Below are 25,954 nucleotides of genomic sequence, written 5' to 3' on the forward strand. Positions count from 1 at the left end.
GCATTTTGGGCGGCGTGAGCAGTCCTGTCATAGTTCTGGACATGATCGAGATTCGGAATGCGACGCCGGACGAGTACGAGGCCGTCAGTGACCTCACGGTGATCGCCTACGTGGGCGGCGGATTCGTCGAGGCGCACGATCCGTACACGAACCGGTTGCGCGACACCGCCGAGCGGGCGGAGAAGGCGGATGTCCGGGTTGCCGTGATGGAGGGCCGGATCGTCGGTTCCGTCACGATCGCGGAACCGGCTTCCCCGTACGCCGACGTCGCGCAGCCGGGTGAACTCGAATTCCGGATGCTCGCCGTGTCACCCGACGCCCGCGGTTCCGGGGTCGGGTCGGCGCTCGTGCGGCACGTGCTGGACACGGCATACGACCGCGGGGACCGCGCGGTCGTGATGTCCACCCAGCCGGACATGGAAGATGCCCGCCGAATCTACGACCGCAACGGTTTCGTGCCTGTGCCCGAACGGAACTGGGTGCCCGTGCCGGGCGTCGAGCTCACCGTCCTGGTCCGCGAGCTCGTCTGAGGCGACCACCACCGGACCTCCCGGCCCGGGACGGTGGTCAGCTCAGAACCGTCGCGATGATGCCGGCGAGGTAACCCAGCCGGGCGATCTCGGACGGACGGAACTCCGGGCCGCCGGGGCGGCCGAGCATCAGCACGCGGCCGGTGGTCCCGAGGGGAGCCGCCGCGAGTGTGGTGTTCATGTCACGCCACACCTGCGGCACCCAGTCGCCCTCGCCGTCGAGCGCCGTGGGCTTCTCCAGCGGCATCCACGGGATCTCGGTGGCATGGGTCTCGGGAGCTCCCGAGCTGCCGACCACCCGGTATGCGCCGTGCGGACCGAGGTCGGCGACCACGGACCAGCCGACCCGGAGCACGCGCGGCGCTCCGTCCACGAGGACCTGCAGTCGATCGTCCGCCGCGGTGGCGACCTGGTCGATGAGCTCGAGCTCACGGTGGGTGTCGAGGATTCCGGCGTACGGCCGGATGGAGTCGACGGTGACGCCGGGCAGGTTCTCGGCCGCCGTGATGAGGGTGTCGGGGAGCGATCCCGGCTCGACATCGACCACGAGGTCGTCGATGGCGAATCCGGCACCCCGTTCCACCACGTCGAGCGACAGAATGTCAGCACCCACCGACCCCAGGGCGACGGCGAGAGAGCCGAGGCTACCGGGACGGTCGGGAAGCTGGACGCGAAGCAGATACGACACGTGCGTCCCTTTCACCACGAGATAGACGCGGGAGTACCTGCGACCCCCGTCGCTCACCATCCTTGCACTTTCGTTCCCGAGTATGCGGTCCCCCCTGCGGCTTCGCCGGGGACGGGACGGGGACTCGCAGGTCGCGCTCGATTCGTGACACTGCGGATACGAATTCGCCTCGTCCGCGAAACACGCCAGCCCAAACATGGGTGCATGAACACCACGGAAACGGGAGTGACGACGTCCGTCTCGCGGCGGGTGGCGGCGGGCCGGGAACAGGAATTCCTGCGCTGGACGGACGCCGGGATGGCGATGGCGGGCACGTTCCCGGGGTTCCTCGGCGGGGGCTGGCTGCGCGCGGCGTCCGATCCCGAGCAGTACCACGTGGTGTACCGGTTCGCGGACGAGGACACTCTCGACGCGTGGACGACGTCGCCCGCCAGGAAGGTGTGGGTGGGCCGGGGGACGGGTCTCGCACAGGACACGGTCACGCACCGGCTGACCGGGGTGGAGGGCTGGTTCGAACCGCAGTCGACGCTGACGCACGCCGTGCGGGTCACGCCGCCACCGCCGCGGTGGAAGCAGGCGGTCACCATCTGGCTCGGCTTCTTCCCGATCTCACTCCTCATCGCGTTGTTCGTCACCCCTCGGCTCACGGCCCTGGACGTCGTGACCCGCACCCTGGTGGCGTCGGTGGTCACGACTCCGGTGATGGTCTTCGTGGTTCTGCCGTTCCTGACGGGCAGGTTGCGGCGCTGGCTGCACGGCTGATCGGGCCACGCTCTAGGCTGGGACCTACTTGTGTACGTCCGAACCGAAAGGGGCCCCGCGGTGCCTGCCATCTCCCGTGACGAGGTCGCGCACCTCGCGCGGCTGTCTCGACTCGCCCTGACCGATGCCGAGCTCGACGAGTTCGCCGGTCAGCTGGACTCGATTCTCAGCCACGTGAAGGTGGTCACCGAGGTGCCCGCCGAGGATGTTCCGCCGATGGCGAACCCGAACGCGGTCACCAACGTGACCCGTCCCGACGTGATCGTTCCCGGCCTGACTCCCGAGCAGGCGCTGTCCGGCGCACCCGCTGTCGAGCAGAATCGCTTCGCCGTCCCGCAGATCCTTGGAGAGGGCGAATGAGCGCCGAACTGACCACCCTCGACGCCTCAGATCTCGCGTCGAAGATCCACAGCCGTGAGGTGTCGTCCGTCGAGGTCACCCAGGCGCATCTCGACCGCATCGCCGCAGTCGACGGGGAACTGAACGCCTTCCTGCACGTGGCAGGCGAGCAGGCCCTCGTGTCGGCGAAGGAAGTGGACAGCAGCCTCGCCGCGGGCAATGCGCCCGCCTCCCCGCTCGCGGGAGTTCCGTTGGCGCTCAAGGACATCTTCACCACCACCGACATGCCCACCACGTGCGCGTCGAAGATTCTCGAAGGCTGGATCGCACCGTACGACGCCACGCTCACGAAGAAACTGCGCGACGCCGGCATCCCGATCCTGGGTAAGACCAACCTCGACGAGTTCGCGATGGGGTCGTCCACCGAGAACTCCGCCTACGGCCCCACCCGCAACCCGTGGGACACCACGCGCATCCCGGGCGGCTCGGGCGGCGGCAGTGCCGCGGCCCTCGCGTCCCGGCAGGCCCCGCTCGCGATCGGCACCGACACCGGCGGCTCGATCCGTCAGCCCGCCGCCGTCACGGCGACGGTCGGCACCAAGCCGACGTACGGCACGGTCTCCCGTTTCGGCCTCGTGGCGTGCGCGTCCTCGCTCGACCAGGGTGGTCCCTGCGGTCGCACGGTCCTCGACACGGCTCTGCTGCACGAGGTCATCGCCGGGCACGACCCGCGCGACTCCACGTCGATCGACGCGCCCGTGCGCCCCGTGGTGGCCGCTGCGCGTGAGGGTGCCGGTGGCAACCTGAAGGGCGTGAAAGTGGGTGTGGTCAAGGAACTGCACTCCGACAGCTACCAGCCCGGGGTCATCTCCTCGTTCGACGCCGCCGTCGCGCAACTCACCGAACTCGGTGCCGAGGTCGTCGAGGTGTCGTGTCCCAACTTCGAGTACGCGCTCGCGTCGTACTACTTGATCCTGCCGAGCGAGGTGTCGTCGAACCTCGCGCGCTTCGACGCGATGCGCTACGGACTGCGCATCGACGAGGGCGACATGAGCGCCGACCAGGTGATGGCCGCGACGCGTGCCGCCGGCTTCGGCCCGGAGGTCAAGCGCCGCATCATGATCGGTACCTACGCGCTGTCCTCCGGCTACTACGACGCCTACTACGGTCAGGCGCTCAAGGTGCGGACGCTCATCGCCAGGGACTTCGAGAAGGCCTACGAGAAGGTGGACGTCCTGGTGTCGCCCACCAGCCCGTTCACCCCGTGGAAGCTGGGCGAGAAGGTCGGCGACCCGCTCGCGATGTACCTCTCGGACCTGTGCACGCTGCCGACCAACCTGGCCGGGCACTGCGCGATGTCGGTTCCGTCGGGACTGTCCGCGGACGACGGTCTGCCGGTGGGACTGCAGATCATGGCTCCCGCACTGGCCGACGAGCGGCTGTACCGCGTCGGTGCCGCGTACGAGGCCGCACGCGGTCCGATCGGCTCGCCGAACTAGGAGCAGTCGGGCAGGGCGGTGCCCTGCTCGCTGCCGTAGCGGTGTCCGTGCCCGGGCGCGAAGTTCAGCGCGGACACCAGGTCGACACTCGTCTGCAGGAACGTGATGCCCGGAATCCATTGGGGTACCGGCGCATCGCGTACTGCGAGCGAGAGGTCGGGTCGGCGCACGATCAGGTCGGGGGACCACCACACCACCGGGTCGGACGTGTTCGCCAGCACCGTCGCCCCGTCCGTCAGGACGGAGCCGGCGGGCGGGCCCGCCCACAGTGCGCCGCAGACACGCTCGCGGAGTTGGTCGGCGTCAGTGAAAAGTGCACTGCCGCCGACGGATCCGAGGCTCTGGCCGTAGACGTAGAGAGCCGGACGCAGGAGGTCGGGCAGGTCGGCGATCCGCTCGGCGACGGCATCGAACAACGCGGCCGCCGATTCGTCTGCGGCGGAACGTCCGAACACGAACGTGATCCAGCTCGGCAGGTACGAGTACTGCATGCCGACGATGGCGACGTCGTCGGCGAAGCGTTCCTCGAATCCTTCGGCGGCGTTCTCGTCGATCCACCCCGAGCCGGTGGGCACGGTGACGACGATGGCGGACCGGGTGAATCCGCCTGCCCGCTCGAGCTCCGATACCGCCAGTGCCGCACGCGATTCGACGTCCGGCGCCGAATCCATCCCCACATATGTGCGGATGCCGGCCGACTGCTCGCCCGCCGCCACGAACCGTCGTCCCTGGCGCCCGAGCGACTCCCAGCTGATCGCGGAGTCCGGGCTGCCGGACAGTTCGGCGGACATCGGTCGGTGCAGGGACACGTCGACGAGCGCGTTGGAGTCGCTGTAGGAACGGGACATCATTCCCCACAACGCGGGTCCGGCGACCAGTTGCAACCCGGTCGCGAGAACGACGGCGGTGGTGGCGCTGCCGATCCAGCCGAGATGGCGGGCGACGGTGCCGACGACGTTGCCGATGCCGGCGAACAGCAGCAACGTCAGCGCTGCCCCGATGATCGCCTGCATCCAGTGGTCCGGCCCGATGCCCGGCATGCCCATGGCGGCACGCAGTGAATCCTGCCAGTGGTCGGCGAGCACGATCGCCCAGGTCACGACGATCATGGCGCCGATCAGGGCCAGCAGACGGACCGAGTCCCGCGGAGGGTGGTAGCTGCGTGAACGCGTGACGAGGTGCCACAGTCGACGGACGAGGACGACGAAACCGAAACCGAATGCGGCGAGGACACCGGTGAACAGAGCCTGCGTCAGCGCACTCCGGGGGAGCAGTGAGGGAGCGAGAGACGCGAGTGTGACGGCGGTGACGACGATCGTGGAGGAGACGCGGGGGAGAGCGGAGACCGGGATCGTCGTGACCAGTGTGCGGCGCAGGGCATTCGGCTTCGTTCGCGAGCGACTGTGCACCGTGCTCCGTCCGGGACCGGACAGAGCGGTGATGGTCATGCGACGGCTCCGACCGGATGCGGGCGGCGGCGGATCGACCAGGCCGCGCCGGCGAGGAGCGCGACACCGACACCGCCGGCCAGTACGTACGGGAGCCCGGATTCGGTGACCGGTGCCGAATAGCTTTGGCGCCAGCTGTTTCCGGTGACGAAGGTAGCCGCGACGTTCGCCATGACGAAGCACTGCGCCCGTGCCTGCTCGTCGGCGCGGGTGTCGCACGCCGCGTGCATGCGCTGATCCAGCTGCGCGTCGAGGCTCTGCCGCGCCCAGGGACCCAGGTCCTCGCCGGACCGGGACGCGTACCGCAGAAGGTCGTAACCGAGGTCGTGGGCCTTGCACGACGTATCGAACTCGAGTGGCAGCGGCACGGGGGACGAGCAGTCTCCGCCGGGATTGGCGAGCATTCCGTCGATCAGCACCGGCGTGTACCCCATCACGGAAGCGAAGTCCGCGGGAACGGAGTCCTCGGTGAGCTCGGCCGGTGCCGTGAGGGTGTGCACCGCGGCGGAGGCGGCGACGTTCTCGTGCCGGGGCGTGCTCGCCGCGCCGGTGCCTGCGAATCCTGTCGTGGTCAGTAGTGCGGTTGCGGCGCACGCCACCGCGGCCCAAGTCGTTCTCCGTGTCCCCGTCTTTCGCATGACGAGAACGTTATGAATTCGTGTTGCGCAGCCACATCACCCCGGAGTCCGGTTCGATCCCTGGTCTCGTGGTGCGAGGGGGCCCCGATCTCATACTCCGGGGCTACGCCGACATGAGCCCGGGGTATGAGGACACTCCGTGACCACGGTTTCTACTGTCGACAGTGTGAAGACGAAGACGCGCATCCGGAGAGCCGCCGAAGGCCAGTGGCTGAACGTGGCAATCGTCGTGGTCACGGCGATTTTGTTCGCCGTGGCGTGGCCGACCCTGCAGCTGACCCACCAGGTCAGTCCCCCCATCCAACCGTTCGTGGCGGCGCTCGCGACGTTCCCGTTCCTGCTCATCCGCTCGAATCCGGCGCTGGCCTGGGCCGTCTCCGCGGTCTCGGCGCTGGTGATTCCGCGTGTCTTCGCACTGCAGGACGGCTACGACTACCCCTGGCAGGTGGTCCACATCCTGGTGATGCTCGCCCTGCTGGCCGCCGTCAGCATGCGGGCCGCGATTCCGGTCGTGGGTGTGGCATGGATCTCCACCGTCCTGCTGTTCCTCGCCGACACCCCGGGCACCAACGGCCGCGGGTGGGCGGTGGGCCTGACCGCGATCGTCGTCTTCGGCCTGCTGATCCGGTGGCTGGTGCTCTCCCGCCGGCAACTCGCGCAGCAGGAGGAGCTGAGTGAGCTCGAGCGCACTCGCCGGACGGTCCTCGAGGAGAAGGCGCGCATCGCCCGGGACCTGCACGACGTCGTCGCGCACCACATGTCGATGGTCGTGGTGCAGGCGCAGAGCGCGCCGTACCGCATCGCCGACATGTCGGACGAGACGCGGGCCGAGTTCGAGTCGATCGGAGCCGCCGGCCGCGCCGCATTGAACGAGGTGCGCGGACTGCTCGGAGTGCTGCGCAGCGACGGCCAGCTGGCCGAGCACGCGCCCCAGCCGGGGGTTCAGCAGATCAGCGAGCTGCTCGAGGGCAGCCGCAGGGCAGGCATTCCCGTCTCCTGGCACGTCGACGGCGACCCGACGCTCGTGTCGGAGTCGGTCGGGCTCGTGATGTACCGCATCCTGCAGGAATCCCTCGCCAACACGGCCCGCCACGCGGCCGGCGCCGCGGTCGAGGTGAAGATCGCGTACGAGTCGCCGATAGCGTCCGTGTCGATCGTCAACGGGCCGCCGAGGCGGAGCCTCGTCTCCGCCCTGACCAGGCACGAGTCGACCGGCGGCAACGGCATCATCGGCATGCGTGAGCGTGCGCAGGCAGTCGGGGGCGTACTCACCACCCACCTGCACGACAACGGCGGATTCGACGTCCACGCCGAGTTCCCGGTCGCCTCCGCCTAGGCTGGCTGGGTGGCCATCACCGTATTCATCGCCGACGACCAGGCTATGGTCCGGCAGGGCTTCGGAGCCCTGCTCGCCTCACAGCCCGACATCAGTGTCATCGGTGACGCTCCGGACGGGGCCGTGGCGGTGAGCGAGGTCCGGCGTCTGCGACCCGACGTGGTCCTGATGGACGTCCGCATGCCGGAGATGAACGGACTCGACGCGGCCCGCGTCATCCTGTCGGCCGGTTTCGATCCGCCGGTGCGCGTGCTCATGCTCACGACGTTCGACGTCGACGACTACGTGTACGAGGCGCTGAGCATCGGGGCCAGCGGCTTCATGCTCAAGGACGCGCCCGCGGAGGAACTCATCCGCGCGGTGCGGGTGGTCGCGGACGGCGAGGCACTTCTCGCGCCGACCGTCACCCGGCGTCTCATCGCCGACGTGACCAGCCGCCGCAGCACGGCGCGCCGCAAACCGGCCGCGCTGTCGGCGCTGACGCCCCGCGAACGCGAGGTACTCGAACTCATCGCCCGCGGCATGTCCAACACCGAGATCGCGGAGCGCCTGTTCGTCGCCGAGCAGACCGTCAAGACGCACGTCGGCAAGGTGCTGTCCAAGCTGGATCTGCGCGACCGCGCACAGGCAGTGGTCCTGGCGTACGAGAGCGGTCTCGTCACGCCGGGCTGAGTGAACCTGCCGGTCCGAGGTGCCCGAACACGGTTCGAGCGGCAAGATGGGTGATGAGAACCACCATCACCACACGAGACGACGAGGGGTGCTTGGATGCGGATCGGAATGCTCACCGGAGGCGGAGACTGCCCCGGACTGAATGCGGTGATCAGGGCGGTGGTTCGCACCGCCGCCGGCCGATACGGCAGCTCGGTGGTGGGATTCCGTGACGGCTGGCGCGGCCTGCTCGAGGATCGCAAGGTGGTGCTGTCCAATGACGACCGGATCGATCGAATCCTCACCCGGGGCGGCACCATCCTCGGTACCGCGCGGGTCAACCCCGACAAGTTGAAGGCCGGCCTCGACCAGATCCGGCAGACTCTCGACGACAACGGGATCGACGCGCTCATCCCGATCGGCGGGGAGGGCACGCTCACCGCAGCGAGCTGGCTCGCCGAGAGTGGGGTGCCCGTGATCGGGGTTCCGAAGACGATCGACAACGACATCGACTGCACCGACGTGACGTTCGGTTTCGACACCGCTCTGTCCATCGCGACCGATGCGATCGACCGCCTGCACACCACCGCCGAATCCCACCAGCGGGTGATGCTCGTCGAGGTGATGGGCCGGCATGCGGGCTGGATCGCGTTGCACTCCGGGCTCGCGACCGGTGCGCATCTCACTCTCGTTCCCGAGGTCCCGTTCGACGTCGGCGAAGTCTGCTCCCTCGTGAAGAAGCGATTCCAGCGCGGCGATTCGCATTTCATCTGCGTCGTCGCCGAGGGCGCCACTCCGACCCCGGAGTCGATGAGTCTGCGTGAGGGCGGTATCGACGAGTTCGGTCACAAACGATTCACCGGCGTCGCACAGCAGCTCGGCGACGAGATCGTCCGCCGTATCGGCAAGGAGGTGCGGACGACGGTGCTCGGGCACGTGCAGCGGGGCGGCACCCCGACGCCGTACGACCGGGTGCTCGCCACCCGCTTCGGGGTGCACGCCACCGACGCCGTCCACCGCGGTGACTTCGGAAACATGGTGGCCCTGCACGGCACGTCGATCGACCTCGTGCCCCTCCAGGAGGCGACCCGGCGCCTCAAGACGGTGCCGCGGGAGCGGTACGAGGAGGCGGCCGCATTTTTCGGCTGACCGCGTTTTTCGGCGAACCGCCGGACGCATAAACTCTGTGGCATGACTGCTGTCGACGCTCCGGACCTCCTCGACTACGACGAAGTGCTCGCCAAGTACGAGCCTGTTCTCGGCATGGAGGTGCACGTCGAGCTCGGCACCGAAACGAAGATGTTCTGCCCGTGCCCCACCGAGTTCGGCGCCGAGCCGAACACGCAGGTGTGCCCGGTGTGCCTCGGTCTGCCCGGGTCGCTGCCCGTCGTGAACGAGGCGGCGGTCGAGTCCGCGATCCGGATCGGACTGGCACTGAACTGTTCGATCACACCGTGGGGCCGCTTCGCGCGGAAGAACTACTTCTACCCGGATCAGCCGAAGAACTACCAGATCTCCCAGTACGACGAGCCGATCGCCACCGACGGCTACCTCGACGTCGTCCTCGACGACGGCACCACGTGGCGCGTGGAGATCGAGCGTGCGCACATGGAAGAGGACACCGGAAAGTCGCTGCACGTCGGCGGCGCGACCGGGCGCATCCACGGCGCCAGCCACTCGCTGCTCGACTACAACCGCGCCGGGGTCCCGCTCGTCGAGATCGTCACCAAGACCATCAGTGGCGCCGGTGCCCGCGCCCCCGAGGTGGCCCGCGCGTACGTCACCGCGCTCCGCGACCTGCTGAAGTCGCTGAACGTCTCCGACGTCCGCATGGACCAGGGTTCGATGCGCTGCGACGCCAACGTGTCGCTGATGCCGATCGGGGCGACCGAACTCGGCACCCGTACCGAGACGAAGAACGTCAACTCCCTCAAGAGCGTCGAGGTGGCGGTCCGGTACGAGATGCGCCGGCAGGCCGCGGTGCTGGAGGCCGGTGGTGAGGTGATCCAGGAGACCCGGCACTTCCAGGAGGCCGACGGGACCACGTCACCGGGCCGCCGCAAGGAAACCGCCGAGGACTACCGCTACTTCCCGGAGCCCGATCTCGAGCCGGTCGCGCCCAGCGCGGAATGGATCGAGGAGCTGCGTGGCACCCTGCCCGAGCTGCCGTGGGTCCGCCGCGCCCGGATCCAGGCCGACTGGGGTGTCTCCGACGAGGTCATGCGCGACCTCGTCAACGCGGGGGCCCTCGACCTCGTCATCGCCACCGTCGAGGCCGGCGCCTCCCCGGAGGCCGCACGGTCCTGGTGGGTGTCATACCTGGCGCAGCAGGCGAACACCCGCGGCGTGGAACTCGCCGAGCTGCCGATCACGCCGGCTCAGGTCGCGCAGGTGGTCGCGCTGATCGACAGCGGGAAGCTCAACAACAAGGTGGCCCGCCAGGTGGTCGACCACGTCCTCGAGGGTGAGGGCGACCCCGAGCAGGTCGTCGCGAACCATCCCGAGCTGGTCGTCGAACGCGACGACACGAAGCTGAAGGCGGCCGTCGACGAGGCTCTGGCCGCGAACCCCGACATCGCCGAGAAGATTCGCGGCGGCAAGGTCGCGGCCGCGGGCAAGATCGTCGGCGACGTGATGAAGGCCACGCGTGGTCAGGCCGACCCGGCCCGCGTCAAAGAACTGGTCATCGAAGCCTGCGGCTGAACTCCTTCGGCACCAACGGGACGTTCGTTCGGATCAACCGAACGAGCGTCCCGTTCGTTTCGACGGGGGTGGGCCGTCAGTCGAATCCGCCGCCACCGGACGGCAGGGGCATCTTGATCACGCGGTCGTCGTTGGGTCCGGGCTGACCGCCGGTCTTGTTGACCGTGCTCACCCAGATGAGACCGTCGGGTCCGAGTGCGGCGCCGCCGAGTTGGCCGTACCGGTCCTGGACGATGACACCGGGGGCGGTGGTGACGGCTCCCGTGCCGGGGTCGGCAGCGAGTGCGGACATCGCCTTCGCGGTGCTCAGTGACACCGCTACGACGTCACCGGCGGCGACGCAGCCGCCGACGCCGGGCCGCTCCGGCCACGTCCACACCGGAGACGACACCGCTCCGTCGGCGCTGACCCGCAGCAGCCGATCCTCCAGCGGGGTGCGGTCGGTGACCCACACGGCGACACCCGGGTCGACGCACACCCCTCCGGCGGTCCCGATGCCCGACAGCACCACCTGAGGGCGGGGCTGCGCCGGAGTCGGTGCGGGCGACAGGGCGGTGACCTTCAGCAGTTTCCCGGCGAGGGACGCCGGATCGGCGGCCGCGGCGGCGTTGCCCGCGTTGCCGGTCAGGACCATCAGTTCGTCGCCCGAGAATTCGAGCGAACCCGCATTGCCCGCGTCGCCGCGCGGAATCCCGCCGAGAACCTCCTTGGCGGAGTCTCCCGGTGCGATCCGCACCACCCGGTTGTCGGTCGGGGTCGTGACGTATGCGTAGATGAGGTTGTCCTCGACGAAACTCGGCGACAGCGCGATGTCGAGGAGTCCACCGTCGGTGGTGCCGTCGACGTCGACGTGCGCGATCTCCTTGGGGGTCTGCCCCTGAGCGACCTGCAGGATGCGTCCGGTCCGCCGCTCCGCGACCAGGGCGGTGGCCCCGTCGGGGAGGACGACGAGTCCGCCGGTGGTGTCGAGACAGGTGGCGATCACGCTGGGGTCCGGATCCTGGCACGGTCCGAGCGGCCCGCTCGGCGGTGGGGTGGTGGTCGTGGACGGCGGCGGATTCTCCGGCTCCACCTCGGCGCCCGACGCACCCGTCGGCTCGGGTGTGAAGGGTGAGGACGCGGAGTCGTCGAATTTCGCGCACCCGGCGGCGAGGACCGCCGTCACGCACAGCGCGGACATCGCCATCTTGCGGGACGCCGTGCGGCGCCGCCCACCCACCATCATGATGGAGACGTTACGGAAGAGTGCGAGGTCGCCGCCACGCCGGTTCCGCCTACGAGCGATGTCCGGCCGATCGACCTAGGCTTGACGGTGTGACTGACATGCGGAAAGACCCCAGCGAGTCGTCGGACCAGGGTGCTGCGGACCAGAGCGCCTCACCCGGCTACGGCAAGGTCTCGAGCCCTTACGACCTTCCCACCGAGCGCTTTCCGTCGGCCACGCCGACGTCCGGATCCAGGGGGCAGGGCCTGCCGCACACCGACGACGAACTCGACTACGGCGACGCGCGCGGCGCGGGCCTCCCCACCGAGCAGATCCCCGCGTACCGGCAGTCGGGGGCGTCCGACATGCCGGACCAGCCGACGCAGGTGATCGGCGCGGGTTCCGGCGCGTCCCTCGGGGCCACGGCGGGCGATCCGTCGACCGACCGGATCGGCGAGGGCGACGTGAAGATCGGCCGCGGCACCCTTGACCTCGGACTGCTGGCCCTGCGACTCGCGGTCGGCGGAACGGCACTCGTGCACGGTCTGCAGAAGCTGACGGGGATGTGGAACGGTCCGGGACTCGACGGGTTCGAAGAGGTGCTCGTGAACTCGGGTTTCCAGCAGGCGAAACTGCTCGCGATCCTGGGTGCCATCGGTGAGGTCGCGGGCGGTGCGCTGCTGATCCTCGGTCTCGTCACCCCGCTGGCCGCCGCCTCGGTGCTGGCCGTGATGATCAATGCGTGGGCGTTCCGGCAGATCGCGGAACCGGGGCTCGAGTACTTCGCACCCGCAGGCACCGAGTACGAGACGCTGCTGGGTGTGTGCGCCGGCGTGATCATTCTCACTGGGCCGGGGCGTATCTCGCTCGACGGCCGTCGCGGCTGGGCGACGCGCCCGTTCATCGGGTCGTTCGCGGCACTGATCCTGGGTATCGGCGCCGGTGTGTGCGTGTGGATTTTCCTGAACGGCGCCAACCCGCTCATCTGATCATTTCGCACGTTCCACGACTGTGCCGCACTCCCCGGATCGGGAGTGCGGCACAGTCGTTTTCGTCAGATCAGCGCTGGACGAGTTCCGGGATGTTCTCCTCCTCGGGCGGACCGGCCTGTGCGGCCAGCTTCTGTCCGAGGACCGACTTGCGCCGGCCGTAGGCGAGGTACACGACGACGCCGAGGGCCATCCACACGAGGAATCGGATCCAGGTCTCGACCGACAGGTTCAGCATCAGCCACCCGCAGGCCAGAACGGCGAGGATGGGAACCAGCGGGACCAGCGGAACGCGGAATCCGCGGGGCAGGTCGGGACGCGTGCGGCGGAGGATGATGACGCCGATGCAGACGAGGACGAACGCGAAGAGGGTGCCGATGTTCACCATCTCCTCGAGCGTGCCCATCGGGAAGAAGGCGGCGAGGAGTGCGACCACGGCGCCGACGAACAGGGTGATGCGGACGGGGCTGCCGTTCTTGCCGGTCTTGGCGAGACCGCGGGGCACGAGTCCGTCGCGGGACATGGCGAACAGGACGCGGGTCTGGCCGAGCATCATCACCATCACGACGGTGGTGAGGCCCGCGAGCCCGCCGAAGTTGATCGCGGTCTGGGCCCAGGTGATGCCGTGTGCCTCGAAGGCGGTCGCGAGGGTGGCGCTGCTGTCGCCGACGAGCGGGCTACCTGTCTTGAGGTCGGTGTACTTCACCATGCCGGTGAGCACGAGGGTGACGGCGACGTAGAGCACGGTGACGATCGCGAGCGAGCCGAGAATGCCGCGGGGGAGCGCCTTCTGCGGGTTCTTGGTCTCTTCGGCGGTGGTGGCGACGACGTCGAATCCGATGAAGGCGAAGAAGACCAGGCTCGCTGCGGCGAGGAGGCCGTACCAGCCGTAGCTGCTGCCGTCGGCTCCGGAGAGGAAGGAGAAGAGGGTCTGGTGCACACCCTGCGCGGCGCTCTCGTTGCTCTCGGCGGGCGGGATGTACGGGGCGTAGTTCTCCTTCTTGATGTAGAACACGCCGACGGCGATGACGAGGAGGACGACGGCGATCTTGATGGCCGTGATGACGGCGGACACGCGTGAGGACACCTTGGTCCCGATGGCGAGCACGATCGTGATGCCGCCGACGATGATCAGCGAGCCCCAGTCGAAGTCGACGGGACCGAGGTGGGCTGTGGTGGATCCGCTGAACCCGAGGACGTTACCCAGATACAGCGACCAGCCCTTGGAGACGACGGCTGCCGCAAGGGCGAATTCGAGGATGAGGTCCCAGCCGATGATCCAGGCGACGAACTCGCCGAAGGTGGCGTAGGAGAACGTGTACGCACTGCCCGCGACGGGGACGGTGGATGCGAACTCGGCGTAGCAGAGGGCGGCCAGGCCGCAGGCGATGGCGGCGAGGATGAAGGCGAGCGAGATGGACGGCCCGGCGACGTTGCCTGCAGTCCGGGCGGTGAGCGTGAAGATGCCGGCGCCGATCACGACGGCGACACCGAAGACGGTGAGGTCCTTCGCGGTGAGTTCCCTCCGCAGCCGGGTGTCGGGTTCGTCGGTGTCCGCTATCGATTGCTCAACGGATTTCGTTCGCCAAATGCCGACTCCTGGCATGTGTCGCTCCTTGGTTGTATTCCCGATGGCCTCGTGGGCCGGAGATGTTCCGGTGGTGCTGCCGATTGTGATGTAGGTCTCAACGGCCAACTGAGGGAACCACTACTGAGCGCCGTGTGCAAGAAGTCCGGGCTCAACTGATCAATTCGATCAGTAGAACGTGTTCTGGGGTGTTGCCGTCTGAGCGAGTTGATCACCCGTGAGCGCGGTCACATCCGAGGCGGAATCCGTCGTCACACCGACGACGGAAGCCGGGTGCCGCGGCAGGAAGCTCCTGCTGCGGCACCCGGCTTCGTGTCTGTTCGGTGCGCCCGGTGCGGGTGTGTCAGGGGACCTGACGGACCGCGCCCTTGTCGGCGGACGTGGCCAGCGCGGCGTACGCCCGCAGGGCCGTGGTGACGGTGCGTTCGCGGTTCACCGGCTGCCACGGACGCTCGGACGACTCCATCTTCGCCCGGCGCTCGGCGAGCACCGCGTCGTCGACGAGGAGCTTCAGCGTGCGGGTCGCGATGTCGATGAGGATCTGGTCGCCGTCCTCCACCAGGCCGATGGCGCCGCCGCTGGCGGCCTCGGGGGAGATGTGGCCGATGGACAGTCCCGAGGAACCGCCGGAGAATCGGCCGTCGGTGATCAGCGCGCACTTCTTTCCGAGGCCGGAGCCCTTGAGGAATGCGGTGGGGTGCAACATCTCCTGCATGCCCGGGCCGCCTGCGGGACCCTCGTAGCGCACGACGAGGACCTCACCGGGCTGGATCTTCTTGCCGAGGATCACCGACACCGCCTCTTCCTGCGACTCCACGACGCGCGCGGGTCCCTGGAAGTGGAACAGGTCTTCGTCGATGCCCGCCGTCTTGATGACCGCGCCGTCGACGGCGATGTTGCCGCGCAGCACGGCCAGGCCGCCCTCGACCGTGTGCTTGTGCTCGAAGTCGCGGATGCAGCCGTTGGCGGCGTCCGTGTCGAGCGACGACCAACGGTTGTTCGTCGAGAACGGCTCGGTGGTGCGGACGCCGCCGGGCGCGGCGTGGAAGAGTTCGACGGCCTCGTCGGATGCCTTGCCGGACCGGATGTCCCACGTGTCGAGCCACTCGTCGAAGCTTTCGGTGTGCACGGTCGAGACGTCGCTCTCGAGCAGTCCGGCCCGGCGGAGTTCGCCGAGGATGGCGGGGATTCCGCCCGCCCGGTGCACGTCCTCCATGTGGTAGTCCGAGTTGGGCGAGACCTTCGACAGGCACGGCACCTTGCGGCTGATCTCGTCGATCTTGTCGAGGTCGAAGTCGTAGACCTCACCCTCCTGCGCGGCCGCGAGGGTGTGCAGCACCGTGTTGGTGGAGCCGCCCATCGCGACATCCAGCGCCATCGCGTTGCGGAACGCGGCAGGCGTCGCGATGTTGCGGGGGAGGACGGAGTCGTCCTCGTCCCGGTAGTACCGCAGCGCGGCTTCGACGACGGTCGTTCCCGCGCGGGTGAACAGCGCGCGACGGGCCTCGTGGGTGGCCAGTGTGGAACCGTTGCCCGGCAACGCCAGACCGAGCGCCTCGGTGAGGCAGTTCATGGAGTTCGCGGTGAACATGCCCGAGCACGACCCGCACGTCGGGCAGGCGCTGCGCTCGACCTCGGACAGTCCTTCCTCGTCGACCTGGTCGTTGGCGCTCGCCGAGATCGCCGTGATGAGGTCGGTCGGTGCCTGGGCGACACCGTTCACCACCACCGCCTTGCCGGCCTCCATCGGTCCGCCGGACACGAACACCGTGGGAACGTTCAAACGCAGTGCGGCATTGAGCATTCCCGGGGTGATCTTGTCGCAGTTGGAGATGCAGACGAGGGCGTCGGCGGTGTGCGCGTTGACCATGTACTCGACGGAGTCGGCGATGATCTCGCGGCTGGGAAGGGAATACAGCATGCCGCCGTGCCCCATCGCGATTCCGTCGTCGACAGCGATCGTGTGGAACTCGCGAGGTACACCACCGGCGGCGCGGACGGCGTCGGCGACGATGTCGCCGACGTTCTTCAGGTGGACGTGCCCGGGAACGAACTGCGTGTACGAGTTCGCGATCGCGACGATCGGCTTCCCGAAGTCGGAGTCGGTCATTCCGGTGGCGCGCCACAGTGCGCGGGCGCCTGCGGCATTTCGTCCTGCGGTGGTGGTTCGGGACCTCAGCGGGGGCATGAGCGTATTCCTTAGTCAGCGTACGGAAGTACTGACAAACGCTACTCGCGCACTATTCGCCGTCTGTGTCCGGCCGGTTCTTCACCGGCTGCTCGCCGTTCGATTCGGTGTCGGCGTGGTGGGCCGCTTCGTCCGCCGCGGCGGCTGCCGCGTAGGGGTCGGTGATGCGGCCGCCGCTCGCCTGGGCGATATCGGGAAGCCGGTCGAATGTGACGACGGGAAGGGTCACCTCGCCCCCGTCCGTCAGCGTGGCCCGGGCCCAGCCGCGCCCCGGGAAGCGGAATCCCGTGATCTCGGACCACGCCAGCGACCGGCCGCCGAACAGCCGGCGCACCTCGAGTCCGTCGGGCGTGACCGTGGTCCGCACCCGCGCGACCCAGGCCACCGCGACGATCGGGGCGATCACGAGCCAGCCGAAGGCGGCCGGCCAGCCGAAGATGGGGAACGACACGGCGAACAGGAGGAAGGCGCATCCCAGATAGGCCAGGGGAGAAATCCGGATGACCTGCTTGGGTGGGTTCGTCGTGTGGGATGATGATTCTGGTGGCACGGGCTGCTGCGGAGTTGACACCTCTACATCTTCGCACCGCAGCCGATGTATCTCATATTCTGGGACGGCCGACTCACCAAGTTGACTGTTCACTATTAGCGCGCCTACCGTCGAGCGCGTGAAACAGAATGAGTTGCTCGTAATCGGCCGGCGCGTCGTCGCCTGAGTCGATTCCTTCAACTCGCCAGATAACGACGCGCCACCCTCGTACAGCATCAGCTGACGGGGGTTTTTTGTTGCCCGGAGCCAGAATCAGAGGATTTCCCAGTGAGCGCACCAACCGCACGGCCTCAACCCACGCCGCGCAAGTCGGGGGCAGCAAGCCCGACGACCGCGGCCGCCGCGACTCAGACCGGTAGCCGCCGCCAACTCGCCCCCGAGCGGGTCAGCGGCGCCCAGTCCGTGGTCCGAGCCCTCGAGGAGCTCGAGGTCGACACGGTATTCGGCATTCCGGGTGGTGCCGTTCTGCCTGTCTACGACCCGCTCTTCGACTCGAAGAAGGTCCGGCACGTGCTCGTCCGTCACGAGCAGGGTGCAGGCCACGCCGCCACCGGGTACGCCCAGGCGACCGGCAAGGTGGGCGTCTGTATGGCGACGTCCGGTCCCGGTGCGACCAACCTCGTGACGCCGCTCGCCGACGCGCAGATGGACTCCGTTCCGGTCGTGGCCATCACCGGACAGGTCGGCCGCGCGCTCATCGGCACGGACGCGTTCCAGGAAGCCGACATCTCCGGCATCACGATGCCGATCACCAAGCACAACTTCCTCATCACCGACGGCGTCGACATTCCCCGGATCATCGCGGAGGCGTTCTACCTCGCCTCCAGCGGTCGTCCCGGCGCGGTGCTCGTCGACATCCCGAAAGACGTTCTCCAGGCGCAGACCACGTTCTCGTGGCCGCCGGAGATGCGGTTGCCCGGCTACCGTCCCGTCACCAAGCCGCACGGCAAGCAGGTTCGCGAGGCGGCCCGCCTGATCGCCGACGCGAAGCACCCGGTGCTGTACGTCGGTGGCGGCGTCATCAAGTCGGAATCGTCTCCGGAACTGCTCGAACTGGCCGAGCTCACCGGCATCCCGGTGGTCACCACGCTGATGGCGCGCGGCGCGTTCCCGGACAGCCACACGCTGAACTGCGGCATGCCCGGCATGCACGGCACCGTCGCGGCGGTGGCGGCACTGCAGCGCAGCGACCTGCTGATCACGCTCGGCGCGCGTTTCGACGACCGGGTCACCGGTCAGCTCGATTCGTTCGCCCCCGACGCCAAGGTCATCCACGCCGACATCGACCCGGCGGAGATCGGCAAGAACCGGTACGCGGACGTCCCGATCGTGGGCGACTGCAAAGAGGTCATCGTCGAACTGATCGAGGCGATCAAGGCTGACCTGGCCACCGGAACCACGCTGGACCTCACCGAGTGGTGGGCGTACCTCGACGGCATCCGTCGCACGTACCCCCTCAGCTACGACCGTCCCTCCGACGGCGCGCTGTCCCCGGAGTACGTGATCCAGTCGGTCGGCAAGCTCGCCGGTCCCGACGCGATCTACTGCGCCGGCGTCGGCCAGCACCAGATGTGGGCCGCGCAGTTCGTCAACTACGAGAAGCCGCGCACCTGGCTGAACTCCGGCGGTCTCGGCACGATGGGTTACGCCGTCCCCGCCGCGATGGGCGCCAAGATGGGCATGCCCGACACCGAGGTGTGGGCCATCGACGGTGACGGCTGCTTCCAGATGACCAATCAGGAACTCGCCACCTGCGCGCTCGAGGGCATCCCGATCAAGGTTGCGCTCATCAACAACGGAAACCTCGGCATGGTGCGCCAGTGGCAGACACTGTTCTACGACGAGCGCTACTCCAACACCAATCTCGGCACGCACGGCGCGATCCGCATCCCCGACTTCGTGAAGTTGGCGGAGGCGTTGGGCTGCCACGGGATTCGCGTCGAGCGCGAAGAGGACGTCGAGGCGGCGATCCGTGAGGCGCAGGCCATCAACGACAAGCCTGTGGTGATCGACTTCATCGTCGGCGCCGACGCTCAGGTGTGGCCGATGGTCGCGGCGGGCACGAGCAACGACGAGATCATGGCGGCGCGGGGCATCCGCCCGCTGTTCGACGACGACGAGGCGGCCGCCGAGCCGGCCGTCATTCACGAGGCCATGGAGCGCGAGCAGCGTTCGGGCATGGCCGCAGCGGCCGGGGAGGAAGATCAGTGAGTACGAGCCACACCCTCAGTGTTCTCGTCGAGGACAAGCCGGGCGTGCTGGCCAGGGTGGCCGCGCTGTTCTCCCGTCGTGGGTTCAACATCGAGTCGCTCGCCGTCGGTGGCACCGAGCTTCCCGAGATCTCCCGCATGACCATCGTCGTGACTGTCGACGAGTTCCCGCTCGAACAGGTGACCAAGCAGCTCAACAAGCTCATCAACGTCATCAAGATCGTCGAGCAGGACGGTGAGGCCTCCGTCGCCCGCGAGCTGGTGCTCATCAAGGTGCGAGCCGACGCCAGCGTGCGCACGCAGGTGATCGAGACGGTGAATCTGTTCCGCGCCAAGGTGATCGACGTCTCCCCGGAGTCGGTCACGATCGAGGCGACTGGAACGCGATCCAAGCTGGATGCGCTGCTGCGGATGCTCGATCCGTACGGTATCCGGGAGATCGTGCAGTCCGGGGTCGTGGCCGTGGGACGGGGGCCGAAGTCCATCACGGCCACTCGCTAGTACTTTAGATACGCAAATCCAAGAAAGAGGTTGAACTGTGGCAGTCGAGATGTTCTACGACGACGATGCCGATCTGTCGATCATCCAGGGCCGCAAGGTCGCTGTGATCGGTTACGGAAGCCAGGGCCACGCGCACTCGCTGAGCCTGCGCGACTCGGGCGTCGATGTGCGTATCGGCCTGAAGGAAGGCTCGAAGTCCCGCGCGAAGGCCGAGGAGCAGGGCCTGACCGTCGGCACCCCCGCCGAGGTCTCCGAGTGGGCCGACGTGATCATGGTGCTCGCACCCGACACCGCGCAGGCGTCGATCTTCACCAATGACATCGAGCCCAACCTGAAGGACGGCGACGCGCTGTTCTTCGGACACGGCCTCAACATCCACTTCGACCTGATCAAGGCTCCGGAGTTCGTCACCGTCGGCATGGTCGCCCCCAAGGGCCCCGGCCACCTGGTGCGTCGTCAGTTCGTCGACGGCAAGGGTGTTCCCGCGCTCATCGCGATCGACCAGGACCCGAAGGGTGAGGGCCAGGCCCTCGCACTGTCCTACGCCAAGGGCATCGGCGGCACCCGCGCCGGCGTCATCAAGACCACGTTCAAGGAAGAGACCGAGACGGACCTCTTCGGCGAGCAGGCCGTGCTCTGCGGCGGCACCGAGGAACTGGTCAAGACCGGTTTCGAGGTCATGGTCGAGGCCGGCTACGCGCCCGAGATGGCGTACTTCGAGGTGCTGCACGAGCTCAAGCTCATCGTCGACCTCATGTACGAGGGTGGCATCGCCCGCATGAACTACTCGGTGTCCGACACCGCGGAGTTCGGTGGTTACCTCTCCGGCCCGCGCGTCATCGACGCAGGCACCAAGGAGCGCATGAAGGCGATCCTGGCCGACATCCAGTCGGGTGAGTTCACCCGCCGCCTCGTCGCCAACGTCGAGAACGGCAACACCGAGCTCGAGGGCCTGCGCAAGGCCAACGCCGAGCACCCCATCGAGGTCACCGGCAAGAAGCTGCGCGACCTGATGAGCTGGGTCGACCGCCCGATCACCGAAACCGCCTAGGTTTCACTGCTTTACAGTTCCACCGAACCACCGGCCCGATGTCGCATCGGTCTCGTCAGAGGCCCCGATGTGACATTGGGCCGGTGTTGTTTCGTGTCCGATTCCGTTGTTGCAGGCGTCCACTATGTGGTATCGCAGACCAGGATGCGGTTTCCCTGTGAGGGCGGACTAAGCTGTGTGTGGTTAAAACACCCCCACACCCACCTACTCAGGGAGTTTGCACGTGAGCCAGCCAGGCCGTCCTGTAGTTCTGATCGCCGACAAGCTCGCGCCGTCCACCGTCGAGGCATTGGGCGACGGTGTGGAGGTGCGATGGGTCGACGGACCTGATCGACCGGCCCTGCTCGCGGCGGTGCCCGAGGCCGACGCGATCCTCGTCCGTTCCGCCACCACCGTGGACGCCGAGGTCCTGGCGGCCGGTACCAAGCTCAAGATCGTCGCCCGCGCCGGCGTCGGTCTCGACAACGTCGACGTACCCGCCGCCACCGAGCGTGGTGTCATGGTCGTCAACGCCCCGACGTCCAACATCCACACGGCCGCCGAGCACGCCGTCGCGCTGATGCTCGCCACCGCCCGCCAGATCCCCGCTGCCGACGCCACCCTGCGCGACCGCGAATGGAAGCGCAGCAAATTCAACGGTGTCGAGATCTTCGGCAAGACCGTCGGCGTCGTCGGCCTCGGCCGCATCGGCCAGCTGTTCGCGCAGCGTCTCGCCGCGTTCGAGACGCACGTCATCGCGTACGACCCCTACGTGTCGGCCGCCCGTGCCGCGCAGCTCGGCATCGAGCTCGTCACCCTCGACGAACTGCTCGAGCGCGCCGACCTCATCTCCGTGCACCTCCCCAAGACTCCCGAGACCAAGGGACTGCTCGGCACGGAGAACCTGGCGAAGACCAAGAAGGGCGTCGTCATCGTCAACGCTGCCCGTGGCGGCCTGATCGACGAGGCCGCGCTGGCCGAGGCCATCAAGTCGGGTCACGTGCGCGCCGCGGGCCTCGACGTGTTCGAGACCGAGCCCTGCACCGACAGCCCGTTGTTCGACCTGCCCGAGGTCGTCGTGACGCCGCACCTCGGTGCGTCCACGAGCGAGGCTCAGGACCGCGCCGGAACCGACGTCGCGAAGTCTGTACTGCTCGCTCTCGCAGGCGATTTCGTTCCCGACGCCGTCAACGTGTCCGGTGGCGCGGTGGGCGAGGAAGTTGCCCCGTGGCTCGAGATCGTCCGCAAGCAGGGTGTGCTCATCGGCGCCCTGTCGGGTGAACTGCCCGTCAACCTCTCCGTCGACGTGCGCGGCGAGCTCGCCTCCGAGGACGTCGAGGTGCTCGCGCTCTCGGCTCTGCGCGGTGTGTTCTCCGCCGTCATCGAGGACGCGGTCACGTTCGTCAACGCTCCCGCACTCGCGGAAGAGCGCGGCGTCACGGCCGAGGTCACCAAGGCCGCCGAGAGCCCCAACCACCGCAGCGTGGTGGACCTGCGCGCCGTGTTCGGCGACGGCGGTGTCATCAACGTCTCGGGCACGCTGACCGGCCCCCAGCAGGTCGAGAAGATCGTCAACATCAACGGCCGCAACTTCGAACTGCGCGCCGAGGGTCTCAACCTCGTGGTCAACTACACCGATCAGCCCGGCGCGCTCGGCAAGATCGGCACGCAGCTCGGCAATGCCGGCATCGACATCCAGGCTGCGCAGCTCAGCCAGGACGCCGAAGGCGAGGGTGCGACCATCCTCCTCCGCGTCGACCGGGAGGTGCCGAGCGAGGTGCGGGACGCGATCTCCACCGCCGTCGGCGCCACCAAGATCGAGCTCGTCAACCTGGCCTAATCCCCACTGTGCGCGTGTCACGACCCCCGTTGTCGTGGCACGCGCACAGCTCTATGTGAAGTGAGGCGTTCATGAAGCTTGCGGTCATTCCGGGTGACGGCATCGGTGTCGAGGTCATGGCCGAGGCGTTGAAGGTGCTGCGGAAGCTCGTACCCGATCTCGAGACCACCGAGTACGACCTCGGTGCCCGTCGATACAACGCCACCGGGGAACTCCTCCCGGACGCCGATCTCGCGGCGATCCGCGAGCACGACGCGATCCTGCTGGGCGCCATCGGCGACCCGTCGGTGACGCCGGGTGTGCTCGAGCGGGGTCTGCTGCTGAACATGCGATTCGCGTTGGATCATCACGTGAATCTGCGTCCGTCGCAGCTCTATCCGGGATCGAAGTCGCCGCTCGCGGCGCAGCCGGACATCGATTTCGTGGTCGTGCGCGAGGGCACCGAGGGGCCGTACACCGGTAACGGTGGCGCGATCCGCGTCGGCACCCCGCACGAGATCGCGACCGAGGTGTCGATCAACACGTGGTTCGGTGCCGAGCGGGTGGTGCGTTACGCGTTCGCGCTCGCGCAGACCCGGCGTAAGCACGTCACCCTGATCCACAAGACGAACGTCCTCTCCAACGCCGGTGCGATCTGGACGCGTGCCGTGGAGACGGTGTCCGCCGAATACCCGGACGTGGAGACGGCGTACTGCCACATCGACGCGGCCACCATCTATATGGTCACCGATCCGTCGCGCTTCGACGTGATCGTCACGGACAACCTGTTCGGCGACATCATCACCGACCTCGCGGGTGCGGTCACGGGAGGCATCGGACTGGCGGCGTCGGGAAACATCGACGCGTCGGGGACCAACCCGTCGATGTTCGAGCCGGTGCACGGCAGCGCCCCGGACATCGCCGGCCAGGGGATCGCGGACCCCACGGCGGCCATCCTGTCCGCGGCGCTGCTGCTGCGTCACGTCGGCAGGGACGGCGATGCTGCGCGCATCGAAGCTGCCGTCGAGGCCGATCTGGCGTCCCGTGGTGACTCGAAGGTCGTCACGTCGGAGGTCGGCGACCGGATCGCCGCCGCCCTCTAGGACCGCGATTCGATCTTGTCTCCCTCGATCCCCGTGGCCCGGTCTTCGGACCGGGCCACGGGGATCAGTGGTATCGAGGCGGCCGGAAATCCCGCAGCTATGGCGAAAGTCACCGGGAAGCCGACGATTCCGATCAGTGCGCCGAACACCGGGGGAACGATCGAGGCCGCGACGAACTGACCGGTGTTCTGAACGCCGAGCGCGCGTCCGCCCCAGAACGGACCCGCGATCTCGGCGACGGCGGTGAAGGCGAGGCCGTTCGGTGCCACGGTCGCGACGGACGCTGCCAACAGCGCCGCGATCGCCAGTGGCGAGTCCATCGCATCCGTCACGGCGAGCGCCGCCATCGACACTCCGCCTGCGACGGCGACCCAGCGAAGCGGACGCATGCGACTGCCCACCACGTCGGACCAGAAACCGACTCCCATTCGGCCGAATGCGCCGAGGATCTGGGCGACTGTCACGATCAGGCCTGCCGCCGTTGCTTCCCAATGCCTTTCGGAGATCAACCATACGAGCGCGTACGTCCATACCGTGTACTGGGGCACGACGAGCAGCACCGAGACGGCGTGGATGCGCCACAGAGTGCCGCTGTCGCGATACGGATTCGCGAGCATGCCGAGATCCTCCGCGGCGCTTCGGCTCGGCCTGGGCGGATCGACCACCCAGAGTGCACAGGCCAGCGCGGCAGTCGCGCACAGGGCGGCGGGCAGCGCGAGCGCCCATCCGATGCCGTGGTCGTGTGCGACCGAGGGGAGCGTCAGCGCAGCGCAGGCAATGCCCAGCGGCAGCGACATCTGCCGGATACCCATCGCGAGTCCGCGGCGCTCGGGCGGGAACCATCCGACGACGACGCGCCCACTCGCGGCGTTCGCCGAGGCCGCCGCCATGCCGCCGAGCAGCAGGAAGGCCGCGGTGGCCGTGAGCGATCCGGACAGGGTCGCGCCGATTCCCGCGGCCGCCGTGGCCGCCATTCCGGCGGCCAGCACTCGGCGTTCGCCGTAGCGGTCGGCCAGGGCGCCCCACGCGATCAGCGTCAGCATGACTCCGAGGGTGGGTGCGGCGACGAGGAGCCCGGTGCGGGCGAGGCTGAGCCCGTGGTTCTCCTGGAGTTCGGGGATCAGGAAGGCGACGCCGTTGACGAAGACCGCCTGTGCGGCCTGGGCGAACATCCCGAGGGTGAGCATCCACCATCTGCGGGCAGTTCCGACGGCGGACGGCGTGTCGATCGATGCGGTCATGTCATCTCAATATCTAGGATTGAATTCTCATATATTGGGGATCGTGTGGAGTCTATACCCCGCGTCCCGCGGCGTCCCGGTACGGCGGTGAACCGGGGCCGATAGACTCGGCGCCATGCGTCTTGGTCGAGTGGCAAGTCCCGATGGTGTTGCGTTCGTCAGTATCGAGGGGGACGAGGAGTCCCGGATCGCGAAGGAGATCGCCGAGCACCCGTTCGGCACCCCCACTTTCACCGGCCGGAGCTGGCCGCTCGCCGATGTGCGACTGCTGGCACCGATCCTCGCGAGCAAGGTCGTCGCGATCGGAAAGAACTACGCCGCCCACGCCGCCGAGATGGGGGGAGAGGCGCCGGCCGATCCTGTGATCTTCCTCAAGCCCAACACCTCGATCGTGGGCCCCGACGCCGCCATCGTCCTGCCGAAGTCCTCCAATGAAGTTCATTACGAAGGAGAACTCGCGGTCGTCATCGGACGCCCCTGCAAGGACGTGCCCGCCGCCAAGGCTCTCGACGTGGTGCTCGGGTATACGGCCGCCAACGACGTGTCGGCCCGTGACCACCAACGCCAGGACGGGCAGTGGACGCGGGCGAAGGGGCACGACACGTTCTGCCCACTGGGACCGTGGATCGAGACCCGGCTCGACGCCTCCGACGTCGACATCACCACCGAGGTGGACGGGGTGGTGAAGCAGTCGAGCAACACTTCGCTTCTGCTGCACGACATTCCGAAGATCATCGAATGGGTGTCGGCTGTCATGACGCTGCTCCCGGGCGACGTCATCCTCACGGGCACTCCGGAAGGCGTCGGTCCGATCGTCGACGGTCAGAGCGTGAGCGTGACCATCGGTGGTATCGGCACCCTCACCAACCCGGTGACTGCCAAGCGCTGACGGCTCTCGTGTCGAAATCGGGAGCGGACTAGCCTGTAGGAGTCCGTT

General features: G+C 68.0%; 23 protein-coding genes. 15 read left to right on the plus strand and 8 right to left on the minus strand.

Going from position 1 to position 25,954, the window contains the following annotated elements; all coding sequences use genetic code 11:
• The first annotated feature begins 41 nt into the window (after positions 1-41).
• Positions 42-530 carry a GNAT family N-acetyltransferase gene (locus tag QM806_RS16305; RefSeq protein WP_005259518.1) on the plus strand — a complete coding sequence of 163 codons (489 nt, stop codon included), beginning with the start codon at positions 42-44 and terminating at the stop codon, positions 528-530.
• Between the two features lie 37 nt (positions 531-567).
• On the opposite strand, the gene QM806_RS16310 is transcribed toward QM806_RS16305, so the two are convergent.
• A complete protein-coding gene (locus QM806_RS16310) occupies positions 568-1,218 on the minus strand; it encodes an ACT domain-containing protein (protein WP_025432327.1) in 651 nt (216 codons plus the stop codon).
• A 204-nt stretch (positions 1,219-1,422) separates the two neighbouring features.
• Here QM806_RS16310 and QM806_RS16315 point away from each other — a divergent pair, with 204 nt between their 5' ends.
• Genes QM806_RS16315 through gatA form a run of 3 tightly spaced genes read left to right on the plus strand, consistent with a single transcriptional unit; the run spans position 1,423 to position 3,818 of the window.
• Positions 1,423-1,980 (plus strand): antibiotic biosynthesis monooxygenase, encoded by a 558-nt coding sequence (locus tag QM806_RS16315; protein WP_005566383.1) that lies wholly within the window; start codon positions 1,423-1,425, stop codon positions 1,978-1,980.
• Between the two features lie 60 nt (positions 1,981-2,040).
• Complete coding sequence (gene gatC, locus QM806_RS16320; protein WP_005259514.1) at positions 2,041-2,340, plus strand: Asp-tRNA(Asn)/Glu-tRNA(Gln) amidotransferase subunit GatC; 300 nt, start codon at positions 2,041-2,043, stop codon at positions 2,338-2,340.
• Positions 2,337-3,818, plus strand: coding sequence for an Asp-tRNA(Asn)/Glu-tRNA(Gln) amidotransferase subunit GatA (gatA, locus tag QM806_RS16325; RefSeq protein ID WP_054246643.1), 1,482 nt, complete (start codon positions 2,337-2,339; stop codon positions 3,816-3,818). Before gatC ends, gatA begins: the two co-directional genes overlap by 4 nt.
• Here the strand turns inward: gatA and QM806_RS16330 are convergent.
• Positions 3,815-5,266 carry an alpha/beta-hydrolase family protein gene (locus QM806_RS16330; protein WP_054246642.1) on the minus strand — a complete coding sequence of 484 codons (1,452 nt, stop codon included), beginning with the start codon at positions 5,264-5,266 and terminating at the stop codon, positions 3,815-3,817. The two genes, gatA and QM806_RS16330, sit on opposite strands and share 4 nt — an antisense overlap.
• Positions 5,263-5,904, minus strand: coding sequence for a hypothetical protein (locus QM806_RS16335; protein WP_054246641.1), 642 nt, complete (start codon positions 5,902-5,904; stop codon positions 5,263-5,265). The genes QM806_RS16330 and QM806_RS16335 overlap by 4 nt, the downstream gene beginning before the upstream one ends.
• Positions 5,905-6,043: 139 nt before the next feature.
• Between QM806_RS16335 and QM806_RS16340 the strand changes: the two genes are divergently transcribed.
• From QM806_RS16340 to gatB, 4 genes are all read left to right on the plus strand, one after another.
• Positions 6,044-7,240: a sensor histidine kinase gene (locus QM806_RS16340; RefSeq protein ID WP_007296848.1), complete on the plus strand. Its 1,197-nt coding sequence runs from the start codon at positions 6,044-6,046 to the stop codon at positions 7,238-7,240.
• Positions 7,241-7,249: 9 nt separating this feature from the next.
• Positions 7,250-7,912, plus strand: coding sequence for a response regulator (locus tag QM806_RS16345; RefSeq protein ID WP_005240363.1), 663 nt, complete (start codon positions 7,250-7,252; stop codon positions 7,910-7,912).
• A gap of 96 nt (positions 7,913-8,008) precedes the next feature.
• On the plus strand, positions 8,009-9,040 hold the full coding sequence (locus tag QM806_RS16350; protein ID WP_005240365.1) for an ATP-dependent 6-phosphofructokinase: 1,032 nt from the start codon (positions 8,009-8,011) through the stop codon (positions 9,038-9,040).
• A gap of 42 nt (positions 9,041-9,082) precedes the next feature.
• Positions 9,083-10,594, plus strand: coding sequence for an Asp-tRNA(Asn)/Glu-tRNA(Gln) amidotransferase subunit GatB (gene gatB, locus QM806_RS16355; RefSeq protein WP_005566378.1), 1,512 nt, complete (start codon positions 9,083-9,085; stop codon positions 10,592-10,594).
• A gap of 76 nt (positions 10,595-10,670) precedes the next feature.
• Here gatB and QM806_RS16360 read toward each other — a convergent pair whose 3' ends face one another.
• The gene (locus QM806_RS16360) at positions 10,671-11,819 is read right to left on the minus strand and encodes a PQQ-dependent sugar dehydrogenase (protein ID WP_005259500.1); all 1,149 of its coding nucleotides are present in this window, start codon (positions 11,817-11,819) and stop codon (positions 10,671-10,673) included.
• Between the two features lie 98 nt (positions 11,820-11,917).
• On the opposite strand from QM806_RS16360, the gene QM806_RS16365 reads away from it, so the two are divergent.
• The gene (locus tag QM806_RS16365; protein ID WP_005259499.1) at positions 11,918-12,787 is read left to right on the plus strand and encodes a DoxX family protein; all 870 of its coding nucleotides are present in this window, start codon (positions 11,918-11,920) and stop codon (positions 12,785-12,787) included.
• Positions 12,788-12,857: 70 nt separating this feature from the next.
• Here the strand turns inward: QM806_RS16365 and QM806_RS16370 are convergent, their stop codons facing one another.
• The 3 genes from QM806_RS16370 to QM806_RS16380 all read right to left on the minus strand — a co-directional run bounded on the left by QM806_RS16370 (position 12,858) and on the right by QM806_RS16380 (position 17,113).
• On the minus strand, positions 12,858-14,393 hold the full coding sequence (locus QM806_RS16370; RefSeq protein ID WP_283292035.1) for an amino acid permease: 1,536 nt from the start codon (positions 14,391-14,393) through the stop codon (positions 12,858-12,860).
• 325 nt (positions 14,394-14,718) lie between these two features.
• Positions 14,719-16,563, minus strand: coding sequence for a dihydroxy-acid dehydratase (gene ilvD, locus QM806_RS16375; RefSeq protein ID WP_005259494.1), 1,845 nt, complete (start codon positions 16,561-16,563; stop codon positions 14,719-14,721).
• Positions 16,564-16,615: 52 nt separating this feature from the next.
• A complete protein-coding gene (locus QM806_RS16380) occupies positions 16,616-17,113 on the minus strand; it encodes a PH domain-containing protein (RefSeq protein WP_005566372.1) in 498 nt (165 codons plus the stop codon).
• A gap of 267 nt (positions 17,114-17,380) precedes the next feature.
• Between QM806_RS16380 and QM806_RS16385 the strand changes: the two genes are divergently transcribed.
• From QM806_RS16385 to QM806_RS16405, 5 genes are all read left to right on the plus strand, one after another.
• Positions 17,381-19,324 carry an acetolactate synthase large subunit gene (locus tag QM806_RS16385; protein WP_007296851.1) on the plus strand — a complete coding sequence of 648 codons (1,944 nt, stop codon included), beginning with the start codon at positions 17,381-17,383 and terminating at the stop codon, positions 19,322-19,324.
• A complete protein-coding gene (gene ilvN / locus QM806_RS16390; RefSeq protein WP_005240383.1) occupies positions 19,321-19,824 on the plus strand; it encodes an acetolactate synthase small subunit in 504 nt (167 codons plus the stop codon). The genes QM806_RS16385 and ilvN overlap by 4 nt, the downstream gene beginning before the upstream one ends.
• Positions 19,825-19,873: 49 nt before the next feature.
• A complete protein-coding gene (gene ilvC / locus QM806_RS16395; protein ID WP_061700158.1) occupies positions 19,874-20,875 on the plus strand; it encodes a ketol-acid reductoisomerase in 1,002 nt (333 codons plus the stop codon).
• A gap of 223 nt (positions 20,876-21,098) precedes the next feature.
• A complete protein-coding gene (serA, locus tag QM806_RS16400; protein WP_005264744.1) occupies positions 21,099-22,694 on the plus strand; it encodes a phosphoglycerate dehydrogenase in 1,596 nt (531 codons plus the stop codon).
• 71 nt (positions 22,695-22,765) lie between these two features.
• Positions 22,766-23,776 (plus strand): 3-isopropylmalate dehydrogenase, encoded by a 1,011-nt coding sequence (locus QM806_RS16405; RefSeq protein WP_283292038.1) that lies wholly within the window; start codon positions 22,766-22,768, stop codon positions 23,774-23,776.
• Here the strand turns inward: QM806_RS16405 and QM806_RS16410 are convergent.
• Positions 23,773-25,017: an MFS transporter gene (locus QM806_RS16410; protein ID WP_120659266.1), complete on the minus strand. Its 1,245-nt coding sequence runs from the start codon at positions 25,015-25,017 to the stop codon at positions 23,773-23,775. The genes QM806_RS16405 and QM806_RS16410 overlap by 4 nt on opposite strands.
• A gap of 115 nt (positions 25,018-25,132) precedes the next feature.
• On the opposite strand from QM806_RS16410, the gene QM806_RS16415 reads away from it, so the two are divergent.
• Positions 25,133-25,906, plus strand: a complete 774-nt coding sequence (locus tag QM806_RS16415; RefSeq protein WP_005574166.1) for a fumarylacetoacetate hydrolase family protein — start codon at positions 25,133-25,135, stop codon at positions 25,904-25,906.
• Positions 25,907-25,954 lie beyond the last annotated feature (48 nt).

It is taken from the genome of Rhodococcus sp. IEGM 1351 (assembly GCF_030056875.1).
Classification (GTDB): domain Bacteria; phylum Actinomycetota; class Actinomycetes; order Mycobacteriales; family Mycobacteriaceae; genus Rhodococcus_F; species Rhodococcus_F opacus.

Coding starts and splice junctions, on each gene's coding strand:
- ilvD (WP_005259494.1), bottom strand. CDS start 16,563: ATGCCCCCGCTGAGGTCCCGAACCACCACCGCAGGACGAAATGCCGCA.
- QM806_RS16315 (WP_005566383.1), top strand. CDS start 1,423: ATGAACACCACGGAAACGGGAGTGACGACGTCCGTCTCGCGGCGGGTG.
- QM806_RS16335 (WP_054246641.1), bottom strand. CDS start 5,904: ATGCGAAAGACGGGGACACGGAGAACGACTTGGGCCGCGGTGGCGTGC.
- QM806_RS16410 (WP_120659266.1), bottom strand. CDS start 25,017: ATGACCGCATCGATCGACACGCCGTCCGCCGTCGGAACTGCCCGCAGA.
- QM806_RS16415 (WP_005574166.1), top strand. CDS start 25,133: ATGCGTCTTGGTCGAGTGGCAAGTCCCGATGGTGTTGCGTTCGTCAGT.
- QM806_RS16365 (WP_005259499.1), top strand. CDS start 11,918: ATGCGGAAAGACCCCAGCGAGTCGTCGGACCAGGGTGCTGCGGACCAG.
- QM806_RS16350 (WP_005240365.1), top strand. CDS start 8,009: ATGCGGATCGGAATGCTCACCGGAGGCGGAGACTGCCCCGGACTGAAT.
- gatA (WP_054246643.1), top strand. CDS start 2,337: ATGAGCGCCGAACTGACCACCCTCGACGCCTCAGATCTCGCGTCGAAG.
- QM806_RS16405 (WP_283292038.1), top strand. CDS start 22,766: ATGAAGCTTGCGGTCATTCCGGGTGACGGCATCGGTGTCGAGGTCATG.
- QM806_RS16330 (WP_054246642.1), bottom strand. CDS start 5,266: ATGACCATCACCGCTCTGTCCGGTCCCGGACGGAGCACGGTGCACAGT.
- QM806_RS16370 (WP_283292035.1), bottom strand. CDS start 14,393: ATGCCAGGAGTCGGCATTTGGCGAACGAAATCCGTTGAGCAATCGATA.
- ilvC (WP_061700158.1), top strand. CDS start 19,874: ATGTTCTACGACGACGATGCCGATCTGTCGATCATCCAGGGCCGCAAG.
- QM806_RS16360 (WP_005259500.1), bottom strand. CDS start 11,819: ATGATGGTGGGTGGGCGGCGCCGCACGGCGTCCCGCAAGATGGCGATG.
- gatB (WP_005566378.1), top strand. CDS start 9,083: ATGACTGCTGTCGACGCTCCGGACCTCCTCGACTACGACGAAGTGCTC.
- QM806_RS16305 (WP_005259518.1), top strand. CDS start 42: ATGATCGAGATTCGGAATGCGACGCCGGACGAGTACGAGGCCGTCAGT.